This is a genomic window from Pedobacter sp. 01N310 (genome assembly GCF_056399805.1).
Window position 1 is genome coordinate 42055 of the sequence record NZ_JBFTSB010000009.1, and the last position, 22073, is coordinate 64127.

A 22073-nucleotide genomic window follows, 5' to 3' on the forward strand; every position below is an offset into this window, starting at 1 on the left:
TTTAAATTGGTTAATCGGTTAACTGAACTTGGATTAGCGACTTTAGATTAAAATATTGATTTACTGCTTCATTAGTCCAATGATAACTGCCAATTGCCAACTGAAAACTTGTTAATGGTATTAAGATATGTTGGAAAATAGAAAGTCCGGATTACTATAAAAATTAGTATATTCGTTTATGTCTAAACCTGTTTCATATCCAGTTTTAAACGATGATGAGCCCGTAAGGCAATTCAATGAACTTGATGCGTCATTAACTTATAGCTATTCTAATTATTTAAACTGGCTTTTTCCTGAAAGAGTAGAACTGATTAAAGGTAAAATCTTTAAAATGAGTCCTGCGCCATCAAGAATGCATCAGGAAGTGGCCGGTAATATTTTCTTGAAAATTGGTAATTTTTTAGAAGGCAAACCATGCAAAGTTTATTCTGCGCCGTTCGATGTCCGTTTTCCAAAAGAAAGTAAAGCTGATAAGGATGTATATACGGTATTACAGCCCGATATTTGTGTTGTTTGTGATAAAAGTAAACTAGATGCCCGCGGTTGTATCGGTGCTCCCGATCTTGTTATAGAAATTTTATCTCCTGGCAATACCAAAATGGAACTGCTTAATAAATACCGCGTTTACGAAGAATTTGGTGTTAAAGAATATTGGGTGGTTAGCCAAAGCGATCAAAGCATCCTCATTTACACCCTTCATGATTCGGGCAAATTTCAGCCTTCTAAAATATTTACCCACAGCGAAAAAATAACTTCATCGGTATTACCAGGTTTTGAATTGGAATTAGATGATGTTTTTGAGGATATCGAATAACTTATTTTTTCACTTTTGATTTTTGTGTTGTATCGTTCGAATCAGCATTCAAAAACATAATAGCGGTTAATATGCATATGAGTACGAAGTTATACTCCATGCCGTTTCTTCCGCCACCTACAACAAACCAGCCTTCCTTAAAATGTACCATAATTATTCCCATAATCAATACGATAATTGTTGCAAAACATGCTGCTCGGATATATTTGTTCATGATTAAAAGCACTGCACAAACTACATGCGACAGTTTAATTAGCCAGGCAATTGCTATCCCATAAGGCGCGAACCCAACTTTATTCAAATAGAGATTGCCAAAATCATTAATTCCGCCATCAAACATGCCAAACACACTGTGTGATAATAAAATGATGGCTATTGATACACGCAATATGGCATAGCCAATTTTGAGGTTTTTTGGAGTCATGGTAGTTTAAATGGTTTTATGGCGGAGCAAATCTTTGTAATGAGTATTTGGTGTACACTAAAATACAATTATCGACGGAAAGATGAATTAAATAGTGGGCGCTTCTACTATAATATTTCACTTCTATGCTTGCTTTCAAACGATTTCTGCTTTAATTTTTGCCCTTAAAAACGTATTTTTGCCACTCAAATTGATATTGAATAATTTTTCATGAGCATATCCACCAAGTACAATCCTGCAGAAACAGAAGATAAATGGTATAGCTATTGGCTATCGAAGAAATTTTTCCACTCCGAACCCGATGAACGCGAACCTTACACCATCGTCATTCCACCACCAAATGTTACTGGTGTGCTGCACATGGGGCATATGCTTAACAATACCATTCAGGATGTATTGATCCGTAAAGCCCGTATGCAAGGTAAAAATGCATGTTGGGTGCCAGGGACTGACCATGCCTCTATTGCTACTGAAGCAAAAGTTGTGGCGATGTTGAAGGAGCAGGGGATTAACAAAAAAGATCTTTCGCGTGAAGAATTTTTGAAATATGCCTGGGAGTGGAAAGAGAAATACGGTGGTATTATTTTAGAACAGTTAAAGAAACTGGGTGCTAGTTGCGATTGGGACCGTACCCGTTTCACCATGGAAGAAGATCTTTCTGAAGCGGTGATCGATTCATTTATCCACTTGTACAAAAAAGGCTGGATTTACCGTGGTATCCGTATGGTAAATTGGGATCCAGCTGGTAAAACTGCGGTTTCTGACGAAGAAGTAATCCGTAAGGAAGTAAATCAAAAACTATATTACATTAAATACCTGATCTCGGGAACGGGAGACCAGTTTTTAACGATAGCTACAACCCGTCCGGAGACGATTATGGCCGATGCAGCAATCTGTATCAACCCGAACGACGAACGTTTTACACATTTAAAAGGTAAAAAGGTTTTTGTGCCGCTGATTAATCATGAAATTCCGGTTATTGAGGATGAATACGTTGATATTGAGTTTGGTACAGGCTGTTTAAAAGTTACGCCAGCGCACGATCTGAACGATTATGAGCTTGGCGTTAAGCACAATTTACCAGTTACCGATATCTTAAACGATGATGGAACTTTAAATGAATTAGCGGTTATTTTAGTGGGCGAAGACAGGTTTGTTGCCCGTAAAAAAATTGCTAAAATGCTGGAAGAAGCTGGGCATTTGGACAAAGTTGAAGATTATAAATCGCAGGTTGGTTTTTCTGAACGTACAGATGCCGCTATCGAACCAAAACTTTCCATGCAATGGTTTGTGAAGATGAAAGAAATGGCACAACCAGCTTTGGATGATGTATTAAATGGAGAAGTAAACCTGATTCCAAATAAATTTGAAAATACGTACCGCCATTGGATGGAGAATGTCCGCGATTGGAACATTAGTCGCCAGTTGTGGTGGGGCCAGAGAATCCCGGCCTGGTACGATGATAAAGGGAATTGGGTGGTTGCTAAAACTAAAGATGAAGCATTAGAAGAATTCTGGAAGAAAAAACATTTGGATGAAAGCTGTTCAGAAACAGAAAAAGCTGGATTCAAACATCAGTTAGAGCCATTTTTAAGACAGGACGACGATGTGATGGATACCTGGTTTTCGTCATGGTTATGGCCGATTTCGGTTTTCGACGGATTTAAAAATCCTGAAAATAAAGACATCAATTATTATTATCCAACCAACGATCTGGTTACAGCGCCTGAAATTTTATTCTTCTGGGTGGCCCGTATGATTATGGCCGGACATGAGTTTATGGGTAAAAAACCATTTACGAATGTATATTTAACCGGTATTGTACGCGATAAATTAGGACGTAAAATGTCTAAATCGTTGGGTAATTCACCTGATCCGATTGGATTGATCGAAAAGTATGGTGCCGATGCCGTTCGTGTGGGGATGTTAATGTCGTCACCTGCCGGAAACGATTTAATGTTCGATGAAAGTTACTGCGAACAGGGACGTAATTTCGCCAGCAAAATATGGAATGCTTTCCGTTTGGTAAAAGGATGGGAAGTTGACGAAAGCTTAACGAACCCAAATACCCAGGCCATATCTTGGTTCGAAAACCGCTTTAACGAAGCTTTGGTAGAAATTGAAGCTAACTTTAAGCAATACCGTCTATCGGAAGCATTAATGATCACTTACAAACTGGTTTGGGATGATTTCTGTGCCTGGTATTTAGAAATGGTTAAGCCAGCTTATCAGCAACCGATTGATGCGGAGAGTTTTAAAGCTACAGTCGGTTTCTTCGAAAATATCATCAAATTATTACACCCGAACATGCCTTTCTTAACTGAAGAGCTGTGGCATGATGATCTGTTTGCCGAACGTGGAGAAATGGATTGCTGTATTGTTGCAGAATTCCCGAAAGGCGGGGCTTTTGATGCGCAATTATTGAAAGATGCAGAGGTAATTAAAACCGTGGTAGCCGAAATTAGAAATGTTAGGAACCAGAAGCAAATTTCTCCTAAAGAAGCGTTGCCTTTAAGCATCAAAATAAATTCTGATCTTGATTATGAAAAATGGTTGAACATTGTTTTCAAATTGGCCAATGTATCAGAAGCGGAAATTGTAAACGATAAAATTGTCGGCGCAACTGCTTTTATGGCTGGCAAAGATGAATTTTTCATCCCTCTGACAGAAAACATTGATGTAGAAGCGGAACGTGAGCGTTTAAATGCCGATTTAGTGTATTTACAGGGCTTTTTAAAGTCGGTAGATTCTAAATTGAGCAACGAACGCTTTGTACAGAATGCAAAACCGGAAATTATTGCAAACGAACGGAATAAAAAAGCCGACGCTGAAGCTAAAATCAAAATTATTGAAGAAAGTTTAGCGGTTTTAGGATAATAATAACTTTACAGCCGTTGCGATCGTAACCCTAAAAAGCCTTTCAGATTATTTTCTGAAAGGCTTTTTTACTTACAGTTAATTAAAACTAGCTAAATAAGAATAAATTATTTCAAACGTTTTCCTAGATATCGATAAAAGCATGCTATTGCCTTAAATATTGGCTTTTTGGCTATTTATTTAAGGTTAATACGATTGTAAGCCATTATTTCAAGATAAGGTGTCAAAAATATTACTTGCGAATATTTATGGTTTGTTTTTATTAACCATATTTTAGATTTTGTTAAAACGATCTATCAGATCGTAAACTATTTAAGCGTTAATCTAACCTAATATCCTCAAATGGAAAATTCCAGAAGAAAATTTATTAAGCAATCGGCAATATTTGCTGCAGCAACCTATGCAGGTACCATGGGCATGAGCGCCAAAAGTTATGGACGCATCATCGGTGCAAATGATAGGGTACGCGTGGGCGTTGTTGGGTTTTCTGATCGCTTTAAAGACACCCTTTTGCCTTGTTTCCTGAACCACAACAAGGAATTAAACTTCGACATTGTTGGTCTCTCTGACTTATGGAACTACCGGAGAGATTTAGGAATTGCCCATTTAAAACAAAAATTTGGTCACGATATTAAAGCCTGCCGTAACAACGATGAGCTTTATGCTACAAAAGATCTTGATGCCGTAATTATCAGTACTGCCGATTTTCAGCATGCACTTCACACCATCGAGGCCGTAAAAGCCAGTTGTGACGCCTATGTAGAAAAACCCTTTGCCGAAACCATGGACGATGCGAAAGCGGCATTTAAAGCCGTTAAAGCAAGCAAACAGATTGTGCAGATTGGTTCGCAAAGAAGGAGTGGAGAGAATTATACCAATGCAGCAAAATTTATTCAGGATGGAAAATTTGGGCCGATAACTGCTGTAGATTTAGTATGGAATGTAAACCAGCCAGGCAGATGGCGCAGACCTGATTTAGTAGCCAAATTAAAAGAAGAAGATATCGATTGGAAAAGATTCTTATTGAACCGACCAAACGAAGCCTTCGACCCAAGAAAATATTTAGAATACCGCTTGTTCTGGCCATATTCTTCAGGTATGCCAGGGCAATGGATGTCGCACCAGATTGATACCGTACATTGGTTTACCAATTTAAAACATCCGCGAAGTGTAGTGGCAAACGGAGGTATTTACACCTGGAAAGATGGCCGTAGAAACTGGGATTCGATGGTTGCCGTATTCGATTATGGCCAGCCTGATACTACAGATGGTTTCCAGGTTACTTTTACGTCAAGAATGCAGAATAGTGTGGGCGATGTGGGAGAGGTTTATTATTCTAACGGTGGCGAGTTGAATTTAATTACCAATAAAGTATCGCCAAAAGGTGGTTTAAAGGAGAGAGAAGCTGCGGCCATGGGCTTAAAAGCCAATCTTTTGCCAGAATTTGATTTAAGTAAAACCGAAATTAAAGCGGCTACAGGAGCAAATATGGGTGGTGATGCGTTAACTTCTGGCCATATGCGCAACTGGATGGAATGTGTGCGTAGTCGTAAAACACCAAATGCACCTGTTGAAGCCGGTTATTCACATTCTATTGCCAATATCATGACCAATGCTGCGGTACGAACAGGTGCAAAAGCAATTTTCGATGAAAGCAGACAAGAAGTAATCGCAAACGGAAAAGTATTTAAATATTAAAATGTTATCATAGCGAGGAAGGATACCTCTCAATCAATAAAAGATAAAATCCCTAAACCAATCATGTTAAATTTAAAAAAATATAGTATTCTAGCCCTTTCGCTAATCAGTTTATCAGCCGCTGCCCAAAAAGCTAAACCATTATTTGATGGCAAAACCTTAACCGGTTGGAAAGCAGTTGCAGGAGCAGCTCCGTACAAAGTTGAAGACGGAATGATTATCGGAACGATGACCAAAGGCACACCAAATTCGTTCTTAATCACTGAAAAAGAATATGGCGATTTCATTTTAGAACTCGATGTGAAGCTGGAAGGTGAAACCACCAACTCGGGCGTGCAAACACGCAGCCATATTAAACCAGAAGGAAACAACGGTAAAGGATTGGTTTTTGGCAGGCAGGTAGAAATAGACCCTACACCAAGGGCATGGACCGGGGGAATTTACGACGAAGCCAGAAGATTATGGCTATATCCTTTAGAACTTAACCCATCGGCAAAACCGCTGTATAAAAAGAATGAGTTTAACCATTACAAAATAGAATGTATTGGTAACGAAACCAAAACCTGGGTAAATGGCGCACCTGTTGCCTACGTGATTGATACTTTGGATAAATCAGGATTTATCGGTTTGCAGGTTCATGGTATTGGCAATAACCTCGATAATGATGGCAAGAAAGTTTATTTCAAAAACATTAACATTCAAACAGAGGGCTTAAAAGCCAAAGCTTTTCCAAAAGGAATTTATACGGTTAATTTAACGCCGAATACGTTATCTGCTTACGAGAAATCGGAAGGTTATAAACTTTTGTTCGATGGTAAAAGCAATACAGGTTGGGTTGGTGCTTATAAAACTACTTTCCCTGCCAAAGGATGGAAGATTGCCGATGGCGTTATCAGTGTAGAGCCATCGGGTGGTGCAGAATCGACCAACGGCGGCGATATTGTAACCAAGGATGAATATGCAGCTTTTGATTTGTCGTTCGAGTTTAAACTTACCCCAGGTGCCAACAGTGGCGTAAAATATTTTGTTACCCTAAGCGAAAAAAATACAGGTTCTGCTATTGGTCTCGAGTATCAGGTTTTAGATGATGTTTTACACCCTGATGCAAAATTGGGCAGAGATGGAAACCGTACCTTGGCTTCGCTATACGATTTAATGACTTCGAAAAAAGAAGCCCGTTACCTGCGCCCTATTGGAAGCTGGAACAATGGCCGTTTGGTGGTATACCCAAATAACAAAGTAGAGCATTATTTAAATGGCGTTAAAGTTTTAGAATATACCCGTGGCTCTGAAGAATTTAAAAAACTGGTTGCCATTAGTAAATATAAAGACTGGAAAAACTTTGGTGAAGCACCAAAAGGACATATCCTATTGCAGGACCATGGAAATAAGGTGGATTTCAGGACCATTAAAATCAAGAATTTATAAGTTTAATGACTTGAAAATGAGCGTTGGTTCAATATGGCGGCCTGCAGTCCCGCTTTCGCATATAGTCCTCGCTCGTATCTCACTGTGGGCTATTTAGCTCATCCGATAGCTATCGGATCGGGTTTATTGTTAACGGTTTGCATTGCAAACTGGCCTAAAGGCACTGAAAGATTTAAATAGCCCCAACATACGCGAAAATACTTTTTTGTTGCATTTTCGTTAATATTGCAAATGCTGGCAACAAAAAGATTGTAGCATTGGCGGGACTAGCCTTTAATAGTAGCAGGAGTTGCGCGCTCCAATTAAATAATAAGTAATATTTTAATCATTATAACATGCATCGTCGATCTTTTTTAAAACATACTACTTTGTTAGGCTCTGGTTTACTTGTTGGTAATCAGGGTTTTGCTAATTTAGTGGCTGATGAAATTATTAATGTGGCAATGATTGGTTGCGGCGATCGTGGCAAAGGTGTTTTGTCGGTAATTAAATCAATGCCTGCAAAGTATAAAATTAAAGCTTATTGCGATTTACTCGATTTTAGGCTTAAGGAAACCGAAAAGTATGTTCCTGCGGATGCAAAGGCCCTAAAAGATTATCACAAAGTTTTAGACGATAAAACAATCGACGCGGTTTTTATTGCCACACCTTTAAGCGAACATTTCAGAATTGCCAAAGATGCGGTACTGGCTGGCAAACATGTGTATGTAGAAAAAACCATGACATACAATATTGCCCAGGCACTCGAACTTAAAAAACTGGTAAAACAATATCCCAATCAGGTTTTTCAGGTGGGTTATCAGTATCGTTATTCGCCTTTGTATTTTAAGGTGAAGGATATGATCCAAAGTGGCTATTTGGGCAAGGTTAGCCAGATCGATTGCCGTTGGGACCGTAACGGCAATTGGCGTAGGGCAGTGCCAGATCCAGCTTTAGAACGTAAAATCAACTGGCGGATGTATAAAGAGTATTCTGGCGGATTAGCCGCCGAACTTTTATCGCACCAAATCGATTTTATCAATTGGGCTTTCGAAACGCAGCCTGATGAAATTATGGGATCGGGTGGGATAGATGTGTTTAAAGATGGGCGCGAAACCTACGATAATATTCAGGCCATTCTCCGTTATAACGAAAAAGGTATGATCGGCAATTTTGGAGCCACTTGTGGCAATGCACATGATGGTTACCTGTTTAAAATAAAAGGCACCAAAGGTTCGGTTTCTTTGCTTACCAACACCGGTTTGTTCTATCCTGAAGAAAGTGCCAAAAAAGAATTAGGCATAGTTGATGGTGTAACTGGGGCCACAAAGATTGTGGTAAATAAAGATGGTGGAATCCCGATTTTGGATAAAGCCACCATTGATGGTACAAATTATGCTCTAGATGAATTTTATAAATCGATAACAACCAAGAAAGAACCAGTATCAAATATCAATACCGGAACCCAGGCGGCTATCTGTGTGGCCATGTGTAACGAAGCCATTTATAGCGGGAATAAACAGGTTTGGAAGACGGAATATAGTGTTTAGGTGATCTGTCATCTGCACAAAATCGTCATTGCGAGAAGGCTTTTTCAGCCGACGAAGCAATCTAAAAGATAGATTAATAGCGATCGTTGTAAGATTGCTTCGTCGTTCCTCCTCGCAATGACGGAAAATGAAAGAATTTTTAATGCTCCTAATTTTTTTTGGGGGAAAAGCAATTGTTGTAGTTTGTTTTAAGGTTCGTCCTGCTTTCTGCTCCAATCTTTTTTGCCCTTCGACTCCGCTCAGGATGACAAAAAAGGATTTTCGCGTCAATCAGGTTTATAATCGGAAGGGGGTATTGCTACTATTGAAGATTGCATAGCATGATTCAGAAAACGCAATTAAAGTGATTGTCATCCTGAGGTACGAAGGATCTTTTTTCTACTGGTTGTGTCTCAATGATCGATATATGAATGGCGAGGTTATCATACTCCCTACAAACCCTAATATCTTTACTTACCGTGCCACTTAAACCCGATCAAAGCGAGATGCCTCCCGATTTTGCATCGGGATCAATTGGCAGAAGCGGGAGCGGGGCAGGAACAAACCCAAATACTACTGATTTTGCTTTCCATCAATCGTATAAGATGATATGGATTTTATGTTATACTGAGCAAGTATTCCATAGGCTGCAGATCCTTCGTGCCTCAGGATGACAAACACTCCTTACAAGCCCAAATACTCTGGCATTTCCTTTACGAAGTTAAACTTACCTTTTTCAAGGTCCATCTTCGCATAAACATGTTGCAAACCATTGGTTAGCACAATCCATTTGGCTTGGTGTATAGAATTGTACCGTGATGCCTGATCGAAAACCGATTGCGTAATCTTTACTTTGGGTGCCTTACATTCAATTAACATCAGCTTTTCGCCAGCCGTATTGTACACTAAAATGTCACTTCGCTTTTGTAATTGGTTTAGCACCAAACCACCTTCAATCTGGATCAATGTGCGTGGGAATTTCTTTTCCAAAATCAGGTTCTGTATAAAATGCTGACGGACCCATTCTTCGGGCGTAAGCACCAGGTGCTTTTTCCTCAACTCATCGAAAATAAAAACCAGATCATCTTTTTGGGTAATTTTAAATGGATATGGCGGTAGGTTAAGCGGGGTAGGGTTGAACATTTTCTCAGTTGGCAGTAATCAGTTTTCAGTTAACAGTTGGAAGTTCTCCGTTAACAATGGAACAATCCATCAATTATTATCGTGCAAAGTTAATTAATTCTAAGATATGGAAGGAAATCTCCTATCTAACATCTCAGATATAGTATCTCTTAAATTATAAACATTTACCCAAATCGTTAAACCTAAATCGTAATTTTACGGGCAATGACTGCTGCCGAAATTATCAAAGATATCAAAGCCCGAAAATTCAAACCGGTGTATTTATTACATGGAGAAGAATCTTATTATATCGATCAAGTAACAGATTATATTGAAGATAAGTTATTGAACGATGCCGAAAAAGGTTTCAATCAGACTGTTTTGTATGGTAAAGATACCGATATGGCTACGGTTTTGGGTGCTGCAAAGCGTTACCCGATGATGTCTGATTATCAGGTGGTAATTGTTAAGGAAGCGCAGGATTTAAAGTGGGGCAAAGAAGATTCGAGCAGTAAAGAGGGCGAATTTGTGCTCAACTATTTTGAAAAACCTTTACCGAGTACCATATTGGTTTTGGCTTTTAAGTATGCGAACTTCGATAAACGAAAAAAAATCTACAAAGCCATTAATAAAAGCGGATTGATTTTTCAGTCAGATCCTGTACGCGATTATAAACTGGTGCCATGGATTGAAGAATTTATTAAAGATAAAGGTTACAAGATCGATCAGCAGGCATCGGCTTTAATGGCCGAATATTTAGGAACCGACCTTTCTAAAATTGCCAACGAGATCGAAAAGTTAATGCTCAATGTTCCGAAAGAGACAACCATTAATACCGATCTGGTTCAGAAAAACATAGGCATTAGTAAAGAATATAATGTTTTTGAACTGCAGAAGGCACTGGCCATCCGCGATGTGCTGAAATGCAATAAAATTATCAATTACTTCGCCAGCAACCCTAAAGCCAACCCAACAGTAATGGTTTTGGCCAATTTAGGTGGTTACTTCACTAAGCTTCTAAAATATCACTATATCCCCAATAAGGCCGATGCGGCATCAGCTTTGGGTGTGCCTCCATTCTTTGTTAAAGATTATGAGGTAGCTGCAAGAAATTACAACACAGGAAAAGTTTTCCAGGTGATCGGTTTACTCCGCGAATACGATTTAAAAAGCAAAGGTTTAGATAGTACCGGAAATGTTGAAGATGGAGAACTCTTAAAAGAACTCGTTTTCAAGATTGTACACTAATCTTTTTTTCGCAATTTCCTGTTTTATATTACCCATCAAACGTTTGCGCAAATTTTAGCGATTTTATTGTAATTTAATATCATTATTTTAGAAATTGATACACTACCACAGGTACTAACCATTTCTAAACAAACAAATGAAAACTAAATTTACCCTATTCTTTTTACTCCTGTGCTTTTCTTTCGCAGGTTATGCCCAATCATTAAAACCTTATAATCTTTCCTTTCCTAAACTCGCCAACAGGTGGGATGAAGCCATGCCCTTGGGGAATGGTATGTTAGGCGTTTTAATATGGGAAAAGAACAATAAACTACGTCTTTCTTTAGATCGTGCAGATCTGTGGGATGAACGCAAGGCGCTTGATATCTCGAAGCTTAATTTTAAGTGGGTAGAAGAGCAGGTTCATCAAAACAACTATGCCGCCGTTCAAAAAATAGGCGATGAACCTTATGATAGAAGCCCATATCCAACTAAATTGCCAGCTGCGGCAATGGAATTTGATATTGCTAAACTAGGGAAGGTAGTATCGAACGAATTGGATATCGAAACGGCTTTAAATACGGTAAAATTTGAAAATGGTACTGTTTTTAACTGTTATATCCATGCCGCCCAGCAGCAGGGCTATTTTAGTTTCGAAAACCTTAAATCTACAACGATTATACCTAATTTGATTGTACATAATTACGCCAATAATTTAATAGAAAAAGGCGACAACAGCCATGCAGGTGAGGGCTTACAGAAATTGGGTTATGCAAAAGGAACAGTTGCCAATACTGCAAATAGTGTCCGTTACCGTCAGCCTACTTATGATGGGCACTATTATGAAGTGTTGGTTCAATGGAAAACAGTGGCTAATGGCAATGTAATCGGTTCATGGACCATTAGTAATGATAAAGCTGCAAAATTACCTGGTATTCCTTCAGCGGCGAAAGAGCCAACAGGTTGGGATTCTCATACCAAATGGTGGAAGGATTTCTGGAATAAATCGAATATCTCTGTTCCGGATCAGCTTATTCAAAAACAATACTATTTAGAAATGTATAAATTAGGGTGTGTAGCCAGAAAAGGCGCACCGGCCATAACTTTACAAGCCGTTTGGACCGCCGATAACGGTAGTTTGCCACCCTGGAAAGGCGATTTTCATAACGATTTGAATACCCAATTGAGTTATTGGCCAACTTATACCGCTAACCACCTGGCCGAAGGAGCCACTTTTACCGATTGGCTATGGAAAATCAGAGAACGAAATCTTACTTATACCAAGCAATATTTTGGTGTTGAGGGTTTAAATGTTCCGGGCGTAATTACATTAAATGGTGACCCAATGGGTGGGTGGATCCAGTATTCGCTTTCGCCAACCGTAAGCGCATGGACTTCACAACATTTTTATTGGCAGTGGAAATATAGCAAGGATAAAGCGTTTCTTAAAAAGAGAGCCTATCCGTATATACATGAAGCTGCAACCTATCTGGAGAACATTACAAGGTTGAAAGATGGCAAACGTTCACTGCCTTTAAGCTCTAGTCCAGAGTATAATGATAACAGTATTAAAGCCTGGTTCTTAAACTGGACCAATTTCGATTTGGCCTTAGCTAAATTTTTATTTAAAGCTGCGGCCGAAGTAAGCATGGCAAAAGGTAAGATAGACGAAAGCAAACATTGGGCGGAAATGCTGAATCAGTTACCGGGTTATGAAATAAATGAAACTGGTTTTACCATCGCCCCTGGATCTAATTTAACAAGCTCGCACAGGCACATGTCGCAGTATATGGCCATTTATCCGCTCGATTTGTTGGATGTTAACCACCAGCAGGATAAAGCCATTATTGATAACTCCTTAAAACGGTTAGAAGAAATTGGTACAAGAGCATGGTGTGGTTATTCTTTTAGCTGGATGGCTTCTATATACGCAAGGGCTTACCAAGCCGATAAGGCGGTAAAGCAATTGGAAATTTTTGCATCCAACTTCTGTTCGCCGAACAGTTTTCATTTAAATGGCGATCAAAAAGGAGGGCAGTACTCAGACTTCACCTACCGCCCGTTTACTTTAGAAGGCAATTTTGCCTTTGCACAGGGCGTTCAGGAACTTTTATTACAAAGCAGAAATGGTTATATACAGGCATTCCCCGCTGTACCACAAAGCTGGAAAGATGTAGCTTTTAATAATTTACGTGCTGAAGGCGCCTTTTTAGTAAGCGGAAATAAAGAAAACGGTGTGCCAACAAAAGTAAAAGTATACGCAGAAAAAGCGGGTGTACTTAGAATTAAGCTGCCTTTCAAAACCTATGTGGTAAGAGATGTACCTGCTGAGATTGTAAAAATGGGCGATGATGGAATTGCCGAAGTGAGCCTGAAAAAACAACAGACCATCGTTTTTGAAAATGGCTATGAATAATGCCCTTAAATTCAATTAAACCATCAATGAGAAAAATAATATTAATCACTGCGCTGTTATGCTGCAAACTAGGCTATGCCCAGCAAAAACCCAATATTGTAATCATCATTTCTGATGATCATGCTTTTCAGGCGATAAGCAGTTATGGTAGTAAATTAACGCAAACACCCAATATCGATCGTATTGCCCGGTCGGGGGTAACCTTTAACAAAGCTTATGTAACCAATTCTATTTGCGGACCGAGCAGGGCCGTTATATTAACAGGATTATATAGCCATAAAAATGGTTTTAAAGATAATGAAACCTCCCATTTTGATCATGGACAGGATAATTTTGCCAAACACCTTCAGTCTGGCGGATATCAAACAGCCTGGATAGGCAAGTTGCACCTGGGCGATAAACCTCAGGGATTTGATTATTACAGCATTCTGCCAGATCAGGGGCAGTACTACAACCCCGATTTTATCGGCATGGATGGTAAAACCGTGCATAAAGAAGGTTATGTAACCAATTTAATAGAAGATGCCTCTGAACAGTGGTTAGATAATAGAGACCAATCGAAGCCGTTCTGTTTGGTTATTGGGCACAAAGCTACGCATCGCACCTGGCTTCCGGATACGACTGATATGGGGAAATTTGATAAAGTGAAATTCCCTTTGCCTAAAAATTTTTACGACAATTATGTAAACCGGGAAGCGGCAAAAGTACAGGATATGACCATTGATAAAACCATGTTAATGGGCTACGATCTGAAAATGCTTTCTTATAGCAAAAATGGAGAGGGTAGCGTTAACCGAATGAACTTAGCACAAAGGGCCAGGTTCGATGCCTACTACAAGCCAATCGAGGCAGATTTAAAAAGCCGGAATTTAACAGGCAAAGCTTTGGTTGAATGGAAATATGAACGTTATATGCGCGATTATTTAAGCACAGCAGCATCGCTCGACCGGAATATTGGCCGTACACTCGATTACCTTGAAAAACACAATCTTACTAAAAACACCATTGTAATCTACGTTTCAGATCAAGGTTTTTATTTAGGCGAGCATGGTTGGTTTGATAAACGTTTTATGTATGAAGAATCTTTCAGAACACCAATGATCATGCGTTACCCCGGTGTGATTAAACCGGGAAGTAAAAACGGAACATTTGTAATGAATCTCGATCTTGCGCCAACCTTGCTTGACGCCGCAAAGCTTAAAATACCACAAGCTATGCAAGGGAAATCGATGTTGCCTTTGTTTCAATCAAAAAAAGTAGCATTCAGGGATGCCATGTTTTATCATTATTATGAAAATGGCGAACATTCGGTATCTCCTCATTTTGGTGTTAGAACCGAACGATATAAATTAATCCGCTTTTACAAACGCGTGAATACCTGGGAATTGTACGATCTAAAAAATGATCCCTCAGAAGAAAATAATTTATATGGCAAAAAAGGATATGCAGGCATTGTTGCGCAATTAAAAGGCAAATTAAACAAGCTTATCGATCAATATGACGACCAGGATGCCAAAAGTATTATGGCAGAATTTTAAATATTTTATTAAAGGTGGCCAATGCGCTATTGAGCGCACTTGGCTGTTTTGTGTTTTTATTGGCTATATATTGAGCCTTCAATAGTGCGATTTTTTCAAAATCCTGTGCGCCTCTCCAATCTTTTAAGTATAATGTTTTGTTAAATTTAATCAGATCATCCATTATTTCCAGCCAGACACCACGATAAACGGTTTGCTGATTTCCTTTCCGTTTTGATCCATTATCGTTTCCATCATTTTCTTTACTTCAATATTCGAAAATCCCGATTGTTTGAAAAACAATTTTACTTCATCAATCTCATAAAACGTAAAATCGAGCTGTGTCCAGGGCAGGTCGCCACCAAAGTTTTTTTCAACAAGGGCAAGGTTCATTTTCCCCCCTGGTTTTAACACACGGTAGCTTTCAGCTAAGTATTTTAGCGGATCCGGCCAAAAATAAATGGTATTCGCGGTAAAACAATAATCGAAGAAATTATCCTGAAAATCGAGTTTGTTATCCGTTGTTTTAATCAATTCTACAGCATCGTTATCAGCCTTGTAAGTAAAAAAGGCTTCTTTTATTGCAGGTTCATTAGGGTAGGTGCCAGAATAACTGATGTTTTTTGCTTTTTGAAATAAATAAGGGAGGTGTTCGGTGCCGGCTGGGCTGATTTCCAATACTTTTTCATCCGTTTTTAGCGGTAAATCTTGTAAGAGTTTAAAAATTAGGGTGTTTTTGGGTGGGAGAACGTCAATTTTTTGATCTTGCGTTAATGTGTTTAGGTCTTTTTGCTCCTCCATGGTATCGTTATTAGTCTCTTGCGGTGCATTTCGCAATTCGGGCAAAATTGAAAAATAGCAGGCTTACGCTTTTACATATAAAGGATTTTCTTTTACAGAAAACCGAATTGTGGATAACCCCATTACTTTAGCTCGGCTTTTTTTGTGATAATTGCCTTTATGGGAATCAATGTTGGTAAGGATTACGGCGCCTGGAAAAAGGTAGGGGGCAGCTTTGATGATCTTCCTGTTCGGGATGGATTGGTAACAGAAAGAAAGGAGAAGTACAGTTTTTCTTTTAGCGATGCCGAATTGGTACAGATCAATATCCCTGGCATTTATATCGTATATGGCGATATCATGTTTAAACAGCAACAGATGTATTTCAGGCCCACTTACGATGTGCCCGATATGGTTAAACTGCGTTTTACGCTCTCCGGTAATGGCACTATCTTTAACCGGGTAAATAAGCAGCAGTACATCTTTAATTCCAACCAGCAGAATATTATTTACATGCCTGAGCTTGATGGTACAGGCGAATATGATACCGGCCATAGCTACCGCTTTTTTGAGGTACATTTTGCCAAAGAAAAGTTTTTGCAACTGGCAGAACATTCCACCAAAGCATTGCAGGTTTTGGCAGATTATGCCGATACCGGTCGTTATACGCAGCTGGCGGAGCAAAACCTTCCCATTTCATGGGCCATGCAGCACTGCATCCGCGATATTCTCGATTGTGATTACCCCGAAGGCCTGAAACGTATGTTTATCGAATCGAAATGCATTGAGCTGCTTGTACTCCAGGCCGAAGCTTTTGAACGTGCCATTAACCAAAAACAGCCTGCCGCATTACACTCTGCCTACGATAGGGATTGTCTTTATCATGCAAGGGATTACCTTATTGCCAATATCCACCAGCCACCATCGGTTGCCGAACTGGCTAAAATATGCGGCGTTAACGAATTTAAACTTAAACAAGGCTTTAAAGGCCTGTTTGATAACAGCATATTCGGTTATTTGAGTGATTACAGGCTTAACCATGCAAAAGAGTTGCTGCTCGAAGGTCTACCCATAAAATCGGTGGCATTTATGCTTGGTTATTCATCGGTACAGCACTTCAGCAATGCTTTCAGAAAGAAATTTAGCTTAACACCGGGTAAGTTGAAGGGTTAAGATGGGAATTGATTAATGTGGTACAGGGTGGATTCTTCTTCCGCTCTATGCCGCGGGGCATGGTAGTTTTTCGCAGATCAAGTTGTTTTTATTTGTGCTCAAGAATGCTGGCGCATTTTGGAGCGCCAAAGTACCCAAAGCGCTTCGTCAATCCAGCAATGAGCCTTTTGCACAATCCTATGCGCATCAAAAAAACAGCGGCACTTCGTTTAATCAGTTCTTGTTTGTGTTTTCTATGGGCTGATTGAGCCCTTCGGGGTTTGTGTTCAATATTTTTTAAAATTAAATCATCGTTATGAACACAAAACCACTGCGTTTCAGGTTTGTTAGTGCCAATTTACCTGAACTGCACCTGTTTTTTTGATTTCCCCGGCTCTTGGGATTGACTGGCGTGCTTCGGTAAGGGCTGTGTGTTATTTCAAAGCAAGCTAGCATAACGCCTAAACAATTTTTACAATATGTGTTTTCATGATAGGCTTAAGGACAGAAAAAAATAATTGTTAATTTTAGGTGATATCTGATCAAAAACAGCCACATACTATTAAAAGCATAGTAATCATGACAGCAACATCCACTAAAGAGCAGCCCAGCCAACGCGAAGCACTTTTTATGAAACTCTACAAAGAAGCTTTTCCTTTGGTGGCAAGGCACGTAAGCAAGATGGGCGGATCATTTGAGGAAGCGAAAGATATTTTTCAGGATGCGCTGGTGGTATATTATGAGAAAGTACAGGTTTCGGGGCTGAGGCTGAACTATCAGGAGAAAGCCTATTTATTTGGGATTGCCAAATATTTATGGATCAAACGTTATAAAGAAAACGACAAGAATGTTTCTTTTGATCAGCTTGGCCTCATTCTTAATGAAGAGATCGTTTTGGCAGATACCGGATATGAGGAAGTTTCTTCGGGGAAACTGATGCATTTACTGGAGCAGGCCGGACAGAAATGTATGCAATTGCTCAGTGCTTTCTATTACGAAAAACTGGATATGGAAACACTGGCACAGCGGTTTGGCTTTTCGGGTGCACGTTCTGCAACCGCTCAGAAATTTAAATGCCTCGAAAAAGTAAAAGAAACGGTTAAAGCAAAATCCTTAAAATATGAAGACATCGTTGAATGAGCTCCGTTTAATAGAGCACTATCTGCTGTCGGACGGTAAGGATGGAGAAAGTTTCCTGTTCGAAGCCAAAATGATCCTACAGCCTGAACTCAAGCAGCAGGTTTACTGGCAAAACAAAACCTATCAAACGGTGCGCGATTACGGCCGGAAGCAGCTTAAAAATGAAATCGAAAACATACACGAAACGTTGTTTAATACCGATGCGCACCAAAGCTTCAGGCAAAAGGTAATGCGTTTGTTCAGCAAATAAACAATCAATTTAATTTATCAATCATGCCCTATTATCGGGCACAGGCATTGCTATGCCTAAAATTTAAAATCAATATGATGGATATCAACAAAGAATTCCACCTTTATGCGGTAAAACACCAAGGCTTAAACGGCCTCTATGTAGATCAGTATATGGGCAGAACAGCTGCTCATACTATGCCTCTTGCCATGACGCCCTATATTACGGAAGAACGCCAGCTGAATGTGGCACAAATGGATGTTTTCTCGCGGTTGATGATGGACAGGATTATTTTTTTAGGGGAAGCCGTTGACGAGCGGAATGCAAATGTGATACAGGCACAATTGCTTTTTTTGCAGTCGGTTGATACCAAAAGCGACATCCAATTGTATATCAATTCGCCTGGTGGATCGGTGTATGCAGGCTTCGGCATTTATGACACCATGCAGTATATCGCGCCTGATGTAGCCACCATTTGTACGGGCATTGCACTTTCTATGGGTTCGGTATTGTTGTGTGCGGGAGCTGCCGGTAAACGTTCGGCCCTTCAGCACTCGAGGGTCATGATTCATCAAACCTCGGGTGGGGCAGAAGGAACCGCCATTGATATGGATATCAGGATCAGAGAGGTGTTAAAAGTCCAGTCGGATCTGTACCATATTTTGGCGAAACATAGTAGACAAAGTTATGAGCGGATAAATGAAATTGCCAGTCGCGATTATTGGATGACCGCCATCGAAGCAAAGGAATTTGGAATGATAGATGAGGTGTTAACGCGTGGCGAATAGGGTTTTGTTTGATTTAAAAATGAATTATTAAAATATCTAGCACCAGATCTAGCGCAAGTCTTAGCGCCCCTGGGCAAAGTATGGGCCTGACTTGTGCTTTAAACCATCAATTAAATCTCTACTAAGCACAAGTCATCCAGCTCGCTAGCGTAGAACCTAAGACTTGCGCTAGTAATGGATTAACCACCCCGCCCTTTGGGCACCCCTCCTAAATTAGGAGGGGAGTTTTCCCTCATAGCTGTATAAGTTAAATGGCGAATTAAAATTTGAACGGTTATAGTGTAGCTGCTAAACCGATAGTTTCATTATATCCATAACACTCAACAGCATTACACCAGGCATCGCAGTCTGACAACCAATCATAAATCATTTTATATGCAGCAGTAATTTCGGCAGAAAATTTTAAGGTTGCGCCTTCAAAATCATCTTCTTGAAAGATGTAGGCATTTAATCCAACATATAATAGTTCAGAGAGATGCTCCACATCAAATTGGCCAACAGCTTGTAGGTTATAACCCAGGTTTATGGCATAATGCTGAAAGGTTTCTTCATTGGCCAAAAGTTTTGTTTTGGTAAGCAGGTTGATGATATTGTTTACATCATAAAGGGCGTTGGCAATAGTAATGGGTTTGTGTTTGCCAGAGCGCGGATCAGGCCCGATAGCTGCGCTAAGCATTTCAGTAAGGAATTGATTCACATCCGATAAACCAATCATATCGAAATAGGTTTCAATCAGTTTCCGGAATTCTGTTACAGCTGCTACCTGATCTGGGAGCTGTGTGTTTGGGTTTTTACAATTGTCGTTTAGCATAACATTGATAAAAAGATCCTGAGACGCTGCTAAACGACAATTAACTCTTTACAGAGAAAATATAGATGCGGGACTACCGCTCGTCTCAGGAATATTGTTAAAAATTGAATTGCTTACTTAATTGCTTCCCTTGTTAAGATTAGTAAAATATGTTAATTATCATTTAGCATAGGCAAGATAAATACAATAAATTAATCTACAAAATATTGTTGCTCAAATGGTGCATAAATCAAGGAAGTTTCATACTTGCAGTTCGAGGTTTAGGACTTGCCGTTGGTAGGTTTATACTTGCAGTTAACAGTTCTATCAACGCAGTTAACAACATTATACTTGCAGTTGGTAGTTCTATCAGCGCAGTTAAAAACTTTATAATTGCAGTTGGCAGGTTTATGTTTGCAGTTAATAGTTCTATCAGCGCAGTTAACAACATTATACTTGCAGTTGGTAGGTTTATGTTTGCAGTTGATGGTTTTACCAGCGCAGTTAACAACTTTATTAGAGAAGTTGACCCTTCCTAAAAAAGCTTGACAGTTTTGGTGATTAATTACTAAGGCTTTTTACACCAATTTACTTGATTTACTAATACAATATAACTTTTAATTTTTATTAGTTCTAAGGGTTATTTTGTTTGGGGTTATTCCTGGTTTATATCCTGCCGTTTTCCTTATTCCTTGGATTTCTTTTCCTCTTATCCCAATTACGGAACAACAACGGGTTTGCTTTCCTTATTACTGGTTTTGTAATTCTTTTTCCTCCAGTATTTCTTAAGTGTTCCATTTCTTTCGTGCGCCATTATAGGGGTGAGCCTGCCACAGCTATCATGTATCCTGATGCTGTTATATTTGGTTACGGCATCATCTACGGCTGCTTTTGCCTTTTCAAAAGAGGGAAAGGTTTCTTTAAGCCCATGTTCATACTTCAGTATCCCGTTAATCCTTTCTGCAATGGCATTTTCATATGGATCCCCCTTTTCGGTCATTGATAGCTGTATATGTAAATAGTCTATTACCCGAACATATTCATTGCAGCAGTACTGTATGCCTCTGTCGCTGTGATGGATAAGCCCTGAAGTTCTTTTCAGGTCCTTGGCTGCCATCAACAGTGCATCAACAGCTCCTTCACTATGCAGGGTCGGGTGAAGTTTGTGACCTACGATCTTTCGGCTATAGGCATCGGTAACAATGCTTAGGTAGCTGAAACCGGAAGCCTGCCGGATATAGGTGATATCGCTTACCCATAATACCCCTGGGTTATTGATCACCTTTTCACGGATCAGGTTTGGGTATTTCATGTAATGATGATTGGACATGGTGCAGTAGGGCTTTCTCCTACGGTGCCTGATGAGCATCCCATAACTGCCCATAAGCCTATAAAGGCCATCCCTTCCCAGTTTTATTCCATGGGCTGTAAAATCTTCCTTCAGCATGTGGTAGAGTTTATCGACCCCGCAGTATGGAAGCTGTTCCCTAATCTCTGTAACCAATCTGACGACCAGTGCATCGCGCATATGCATTGCTGGCTGTGTTTTTTGTTCATACCAGGCCTGACGGCTCTTGCCAAACAGTCTGCAGTAGTAGCTTAGGCTAAAGCTACCGTAAAGCTGCATCAATAGTGTTACTGTTTGGCACCAGGCTTTTTTCTGATGTTGATCTTGAGTTTTTCCTCAGCTACATCTATTAGTGTATTGAGGGCAATATTGTGCATCCTGGCATCCTCAAGCTGCTTTTCCATCGCTTTTATCTGCTTCTGTAATGCAATCAGATCCTGTCTTTCCTGTTGGGTCATTTCTATGGGTTCTGAAATAATATCGTCCGAATACCTCTTGCGCCAGGTTCTTATCAGTTCTGGTCCACTTGAGGGACTGATGTTAAACTTCCTGATCGCTTCGCTAACTGTCATTTCCCTTGCTTCCAACTGAGATACCAGCCATCGCCTGAAGGAAACTTCATAAGCATTGTGGTCATCCGTACGGTCGAAAGAATCGGAAACTAAAATACTAAATCCATTGCTTTTTTTCTCTTGATTCATTTTGAGTTTTTTTAAGCCAAAATGTGTCAAGCTTTTTTAGGAGAGGACAAGTAGGTTACTTTTAGTTTGCAGTTAACAGCTTTTAGTTTGCAGTTAAGAATATGATAAATGCAA

Annotated in this window: 19 protein-coding genes; 13 read left to right on the forward strand and 6 right to left on the reverse strand. The window is 39.6% G+C overall.

The genetic code is table 11. The features are described from left to right. Positions 1-178 precede the first annotated feature (178 nt). Positions 179-814 carry a Uma2 family endonuclease gene (locus AC1DNH_RS17815; RefSeq protein ID WP_477579003.1) on the forward strand — a complete coding sequence of 212 codons (636 nt, stop codon included), beginning with the start codon at positions 179-181 and terminating at the stop codon, positions 812-814. Between the two features lies 1 nt (position 815). Here AC1DNH_RS17815 and AC1DNH_RS17820 read toward each other — a convergent pair whose 3' ends face one another. Continuing rightward, positions 816-1238, reverse strand: coding sequence for a DoxX family protein (locus tag AC1DNH_RS17820; protein ID WP_477579002.1), 423 nt, complete (start codon positions 1236-1238; stop codon positions 816-818). Between the two features lie 210 nt (positions 1239-1448). Between AC1DNH_RS17820 and AC1DNH_RS17825 the strand changes: the two genes are divergently transcribed. From AC1DNH_RS17825 to AC1DNH_RS17840, 4 genes are all read left to right on the forward strand, one after another. Continuing rightward, positions 1449-4115 (forward strand): valine--tRNA ligase, encoded by a 2667-nt coding sequence (locus AC1DNH_RS17825; RefSeq protein WP_477610481.1) that lies wholly within the window; start codon positions 1449-1451, stop codon positions 4113-4115. A 342-nt stretch (positions 4116-4457) separates the two neighbouring features. Beyond that, positions 4458-5813 carry a Gfo/Idh/MocA family protein gene (locus AC1DNH_RS17830; protein ID WP_477583885.1) on the forward strand — a complete coding sequence of 452 codons (1356 nt, stop codon included), beginning with the start codon at positions 4458-4460 and terminating at the stop codon, positions 5811-5813. A 63-nt stretch (positions 5814-5876) separates the two neighbouring features. After that, positions 5877-7241, forward strand: a complete 1365-nt coding sequence (locus tag AC1DNH_RS17835) for a 3-keto-disaccharide hydrolase (protein WP_477583887.1) — start codon at positions 5877-5879, stop codon at positions 7239-7241. 335 nt (positions 7242-7576) lie between these two features. Then, complete coding sequence (locus AC1DNH_RS17840; protein WP_477583889.1) at positions 7577-8770, forward strand: Gfo/Idh/MocA family protein; 1194 nt, start codon at positions 7577-7579, stop codon at positions 8768-8770. Between the two features lie 663 nt (positions 8771-9433). Here the strand turns inward: AC1DNH_RS17840 and AC1DNH_RS17845 are convergent. Continuing rightward, positions 9434-9892, reverse strand: a complete 459-nt coding sequence (locus tag AC1DNH_RS17845) for a type I restriction enzyme HsdR N-terminal domain-containing protein (protein ID WP_477583891.1) — start codon at positions 9890-9892, stop codon at positions 9434-9436. Positions 9893-10096: 204 nt separating this feature from the next. On the opposite strand from AC1DNH_RS17845, the gene holA reads away from it, so the two are divergent. The 3 genes from holA to AC1DNH_RS17860 all read left to right on the forward strand — a co-directional run bounded on the left by holA (position 10097) and on the right by AC1DNH_RS17860 (position 15052). Beyond that, a complete protein-coding gene (gene holA, locus AC1DNH_RS17850) occupies positions 10097-11119 on the forward strand; it encodes a DNA polymerase III subunit delta (RefSeq protein ID WP_029275124.1) in 1023 nt (340 codons plus the stop codon). Between the two features lie 136 nt (positions 11120-11255). Further along, positions 11256-13514 (forward strand): glycosyl hydrolase family 95 catalytic domain-containing protein, encoded by a 2259-nt coding sequence (locus AC1DNH_RS17855; protein WP_477608770.1) that lies wholly within the window; start codon positions 11256-11258, stop codon positions 13512-13514. A 26-nt stretch (positions 13515-13540) separates the two neighbouring features. Then, on the forward strand, positions 13541-15052 hold the full coding sequence (locus AC1DNH_RS17860; RefSeq protein WP_477625540.1) for a sulfatase family protein: 1512 nt from the start codon (positions 13541-13543) through the stop codon (positions 15050-15052). A gap of 162 nt (positions 15053-15214) precedes the next feature. On the opposite strand, the gene AC1DNH_RS17865 is transcribed toward AC1DNH_RS17860, so the two are convergent. Further along, positions 15215-15832: a class I SAM-dependent methyltransferase gene (locus AC1DNH_RS17865; RefSeq protein ID WP_477582809.1), complete on the reverse strand. Its 618-nt coding sequence runs from the start codon at positions 15830-15832 to the stop codon at positions 15215-15217. Between the two features lie 159 nt (positions 15833-15991). On the opposite strand from AC1DNH_RS17865, the gene AC1DNH_RS17870 reads away from it, so the two are divergent. The 4 genes from AC1DNH_RS17870 to AC1DNH_RS17885 all read left to right on the forward strand — a co-directional run bounded on the left by AC1DNH_RS17870 (position 15992) and on the right by AC1DNH_RS17885 (position 19120). After that, a complete protein-coding gene (locus tag AC1DNH_RS17870; protein WP_477582811.1) occupies positions 15992-16984 on the forward strand; it encodes a helix-turn-helix domain-containing protein in 993 nt (330 codons plus the stop codon). A gap of 558 nt (positions 16985-17542) precedes the next feature. Next, positions 17543-18103 carry an RNA polymerase sigma factor gene (locus AC1DNH_RS17875; protein ID WP_477582813.1) on the forward strand — a complete coding sequence of 187 codons (561 nt, stop codon included), beginning with the start codon at positions 17543-17545 and terminating at the stop codon, positions 18101-18103. Continuing rightward, positions 18084-18353 (forward strand): hypothetical protein, encoded by a 270-nt coding sequence (locus AC1DNH_RS17880; RefSeq protein ID WP_477582814.1) that lies wholly within the window; start codon positions 18084-18086, stop codon positions 18351-18353. Before AC1DNH_RS17875 ends, AC1DNH_RS17880 begins: the two co-directional genes overlap by 20 nt. Before the next feature lie 77 nt (positions 18354-18430). Further along, the gene (locus AC1DNH_RS17885; RefSeq protein ID WP_477611069.1) at positions 18431-19120 is read left to right on the forward strand and encodes an ATP-dependent Clp protease proteolytic subunit; all 690 of its coding nucleotides are present in this window, start codon (positions 18431-18433) and stop codon (positions 19118-19120) included. A 274-nt stretch (positions 19121-19394) separates the two neighbouring features. Here the strand turns inward: AC1DNH_RS17885 and AC1DNH_RS17890 are convergent, their stop codons facing one another. Next, positions 19395-19931: a hypothetical protein gene (locus AC1DNH_RS17890; RefSeq protein WP_477586047.1), complete on the reverse strand. Its 537-nt coding sequence runs from the start codon at positions 19929-19931 to the stop codon at positions 19395-19397. A 206-nt stretch (positions 19932-20137) separates the two neighbouring features. On the opposite strand from AC1DNH_RS17890, the gene AC1DNH_RS17895 reads away from it, so the two are divergent. Further along, on the forward strand, positions 20138-20449 hold the full coding sequence (locus tag AC1DNH_RS17895) for a hypothetical protein (protein WP_477625541.1): 312 nt from the start codon (positions 20138-20140) through the stop codon (positions 20447-20449). A gap of 179 nt (positions 20450-20628) precedes the next feature. Here the strand turns inward: AC1DNH_RS17895 and AC1DNH_RS17900 are convergent, their stop codons facing one another. Beyond that, complete coding sequence (locus tag AC1DNH_RS17900) at positions 20629-21537, reverse strand: IS3 family transposase (protein WP_477585433.1); 909 nt, start codon at positions 21535-21537, stop codon at positions 20629-20631. 8 nt (positions 21538-21545) lie between these two features. Beyond that, positions 21546-21959 (reverse strand): transposase, encoded by a 414-nt coding sequence (locus tag AC1DNH_RS17905; protein WP_477585429.1) that lies wholly within the window; start codon positions 21957-21959, stop codon positions 21546-21548. Between the last annotated feature and the right edge of the window lie 114 nt (positions 21960-22073).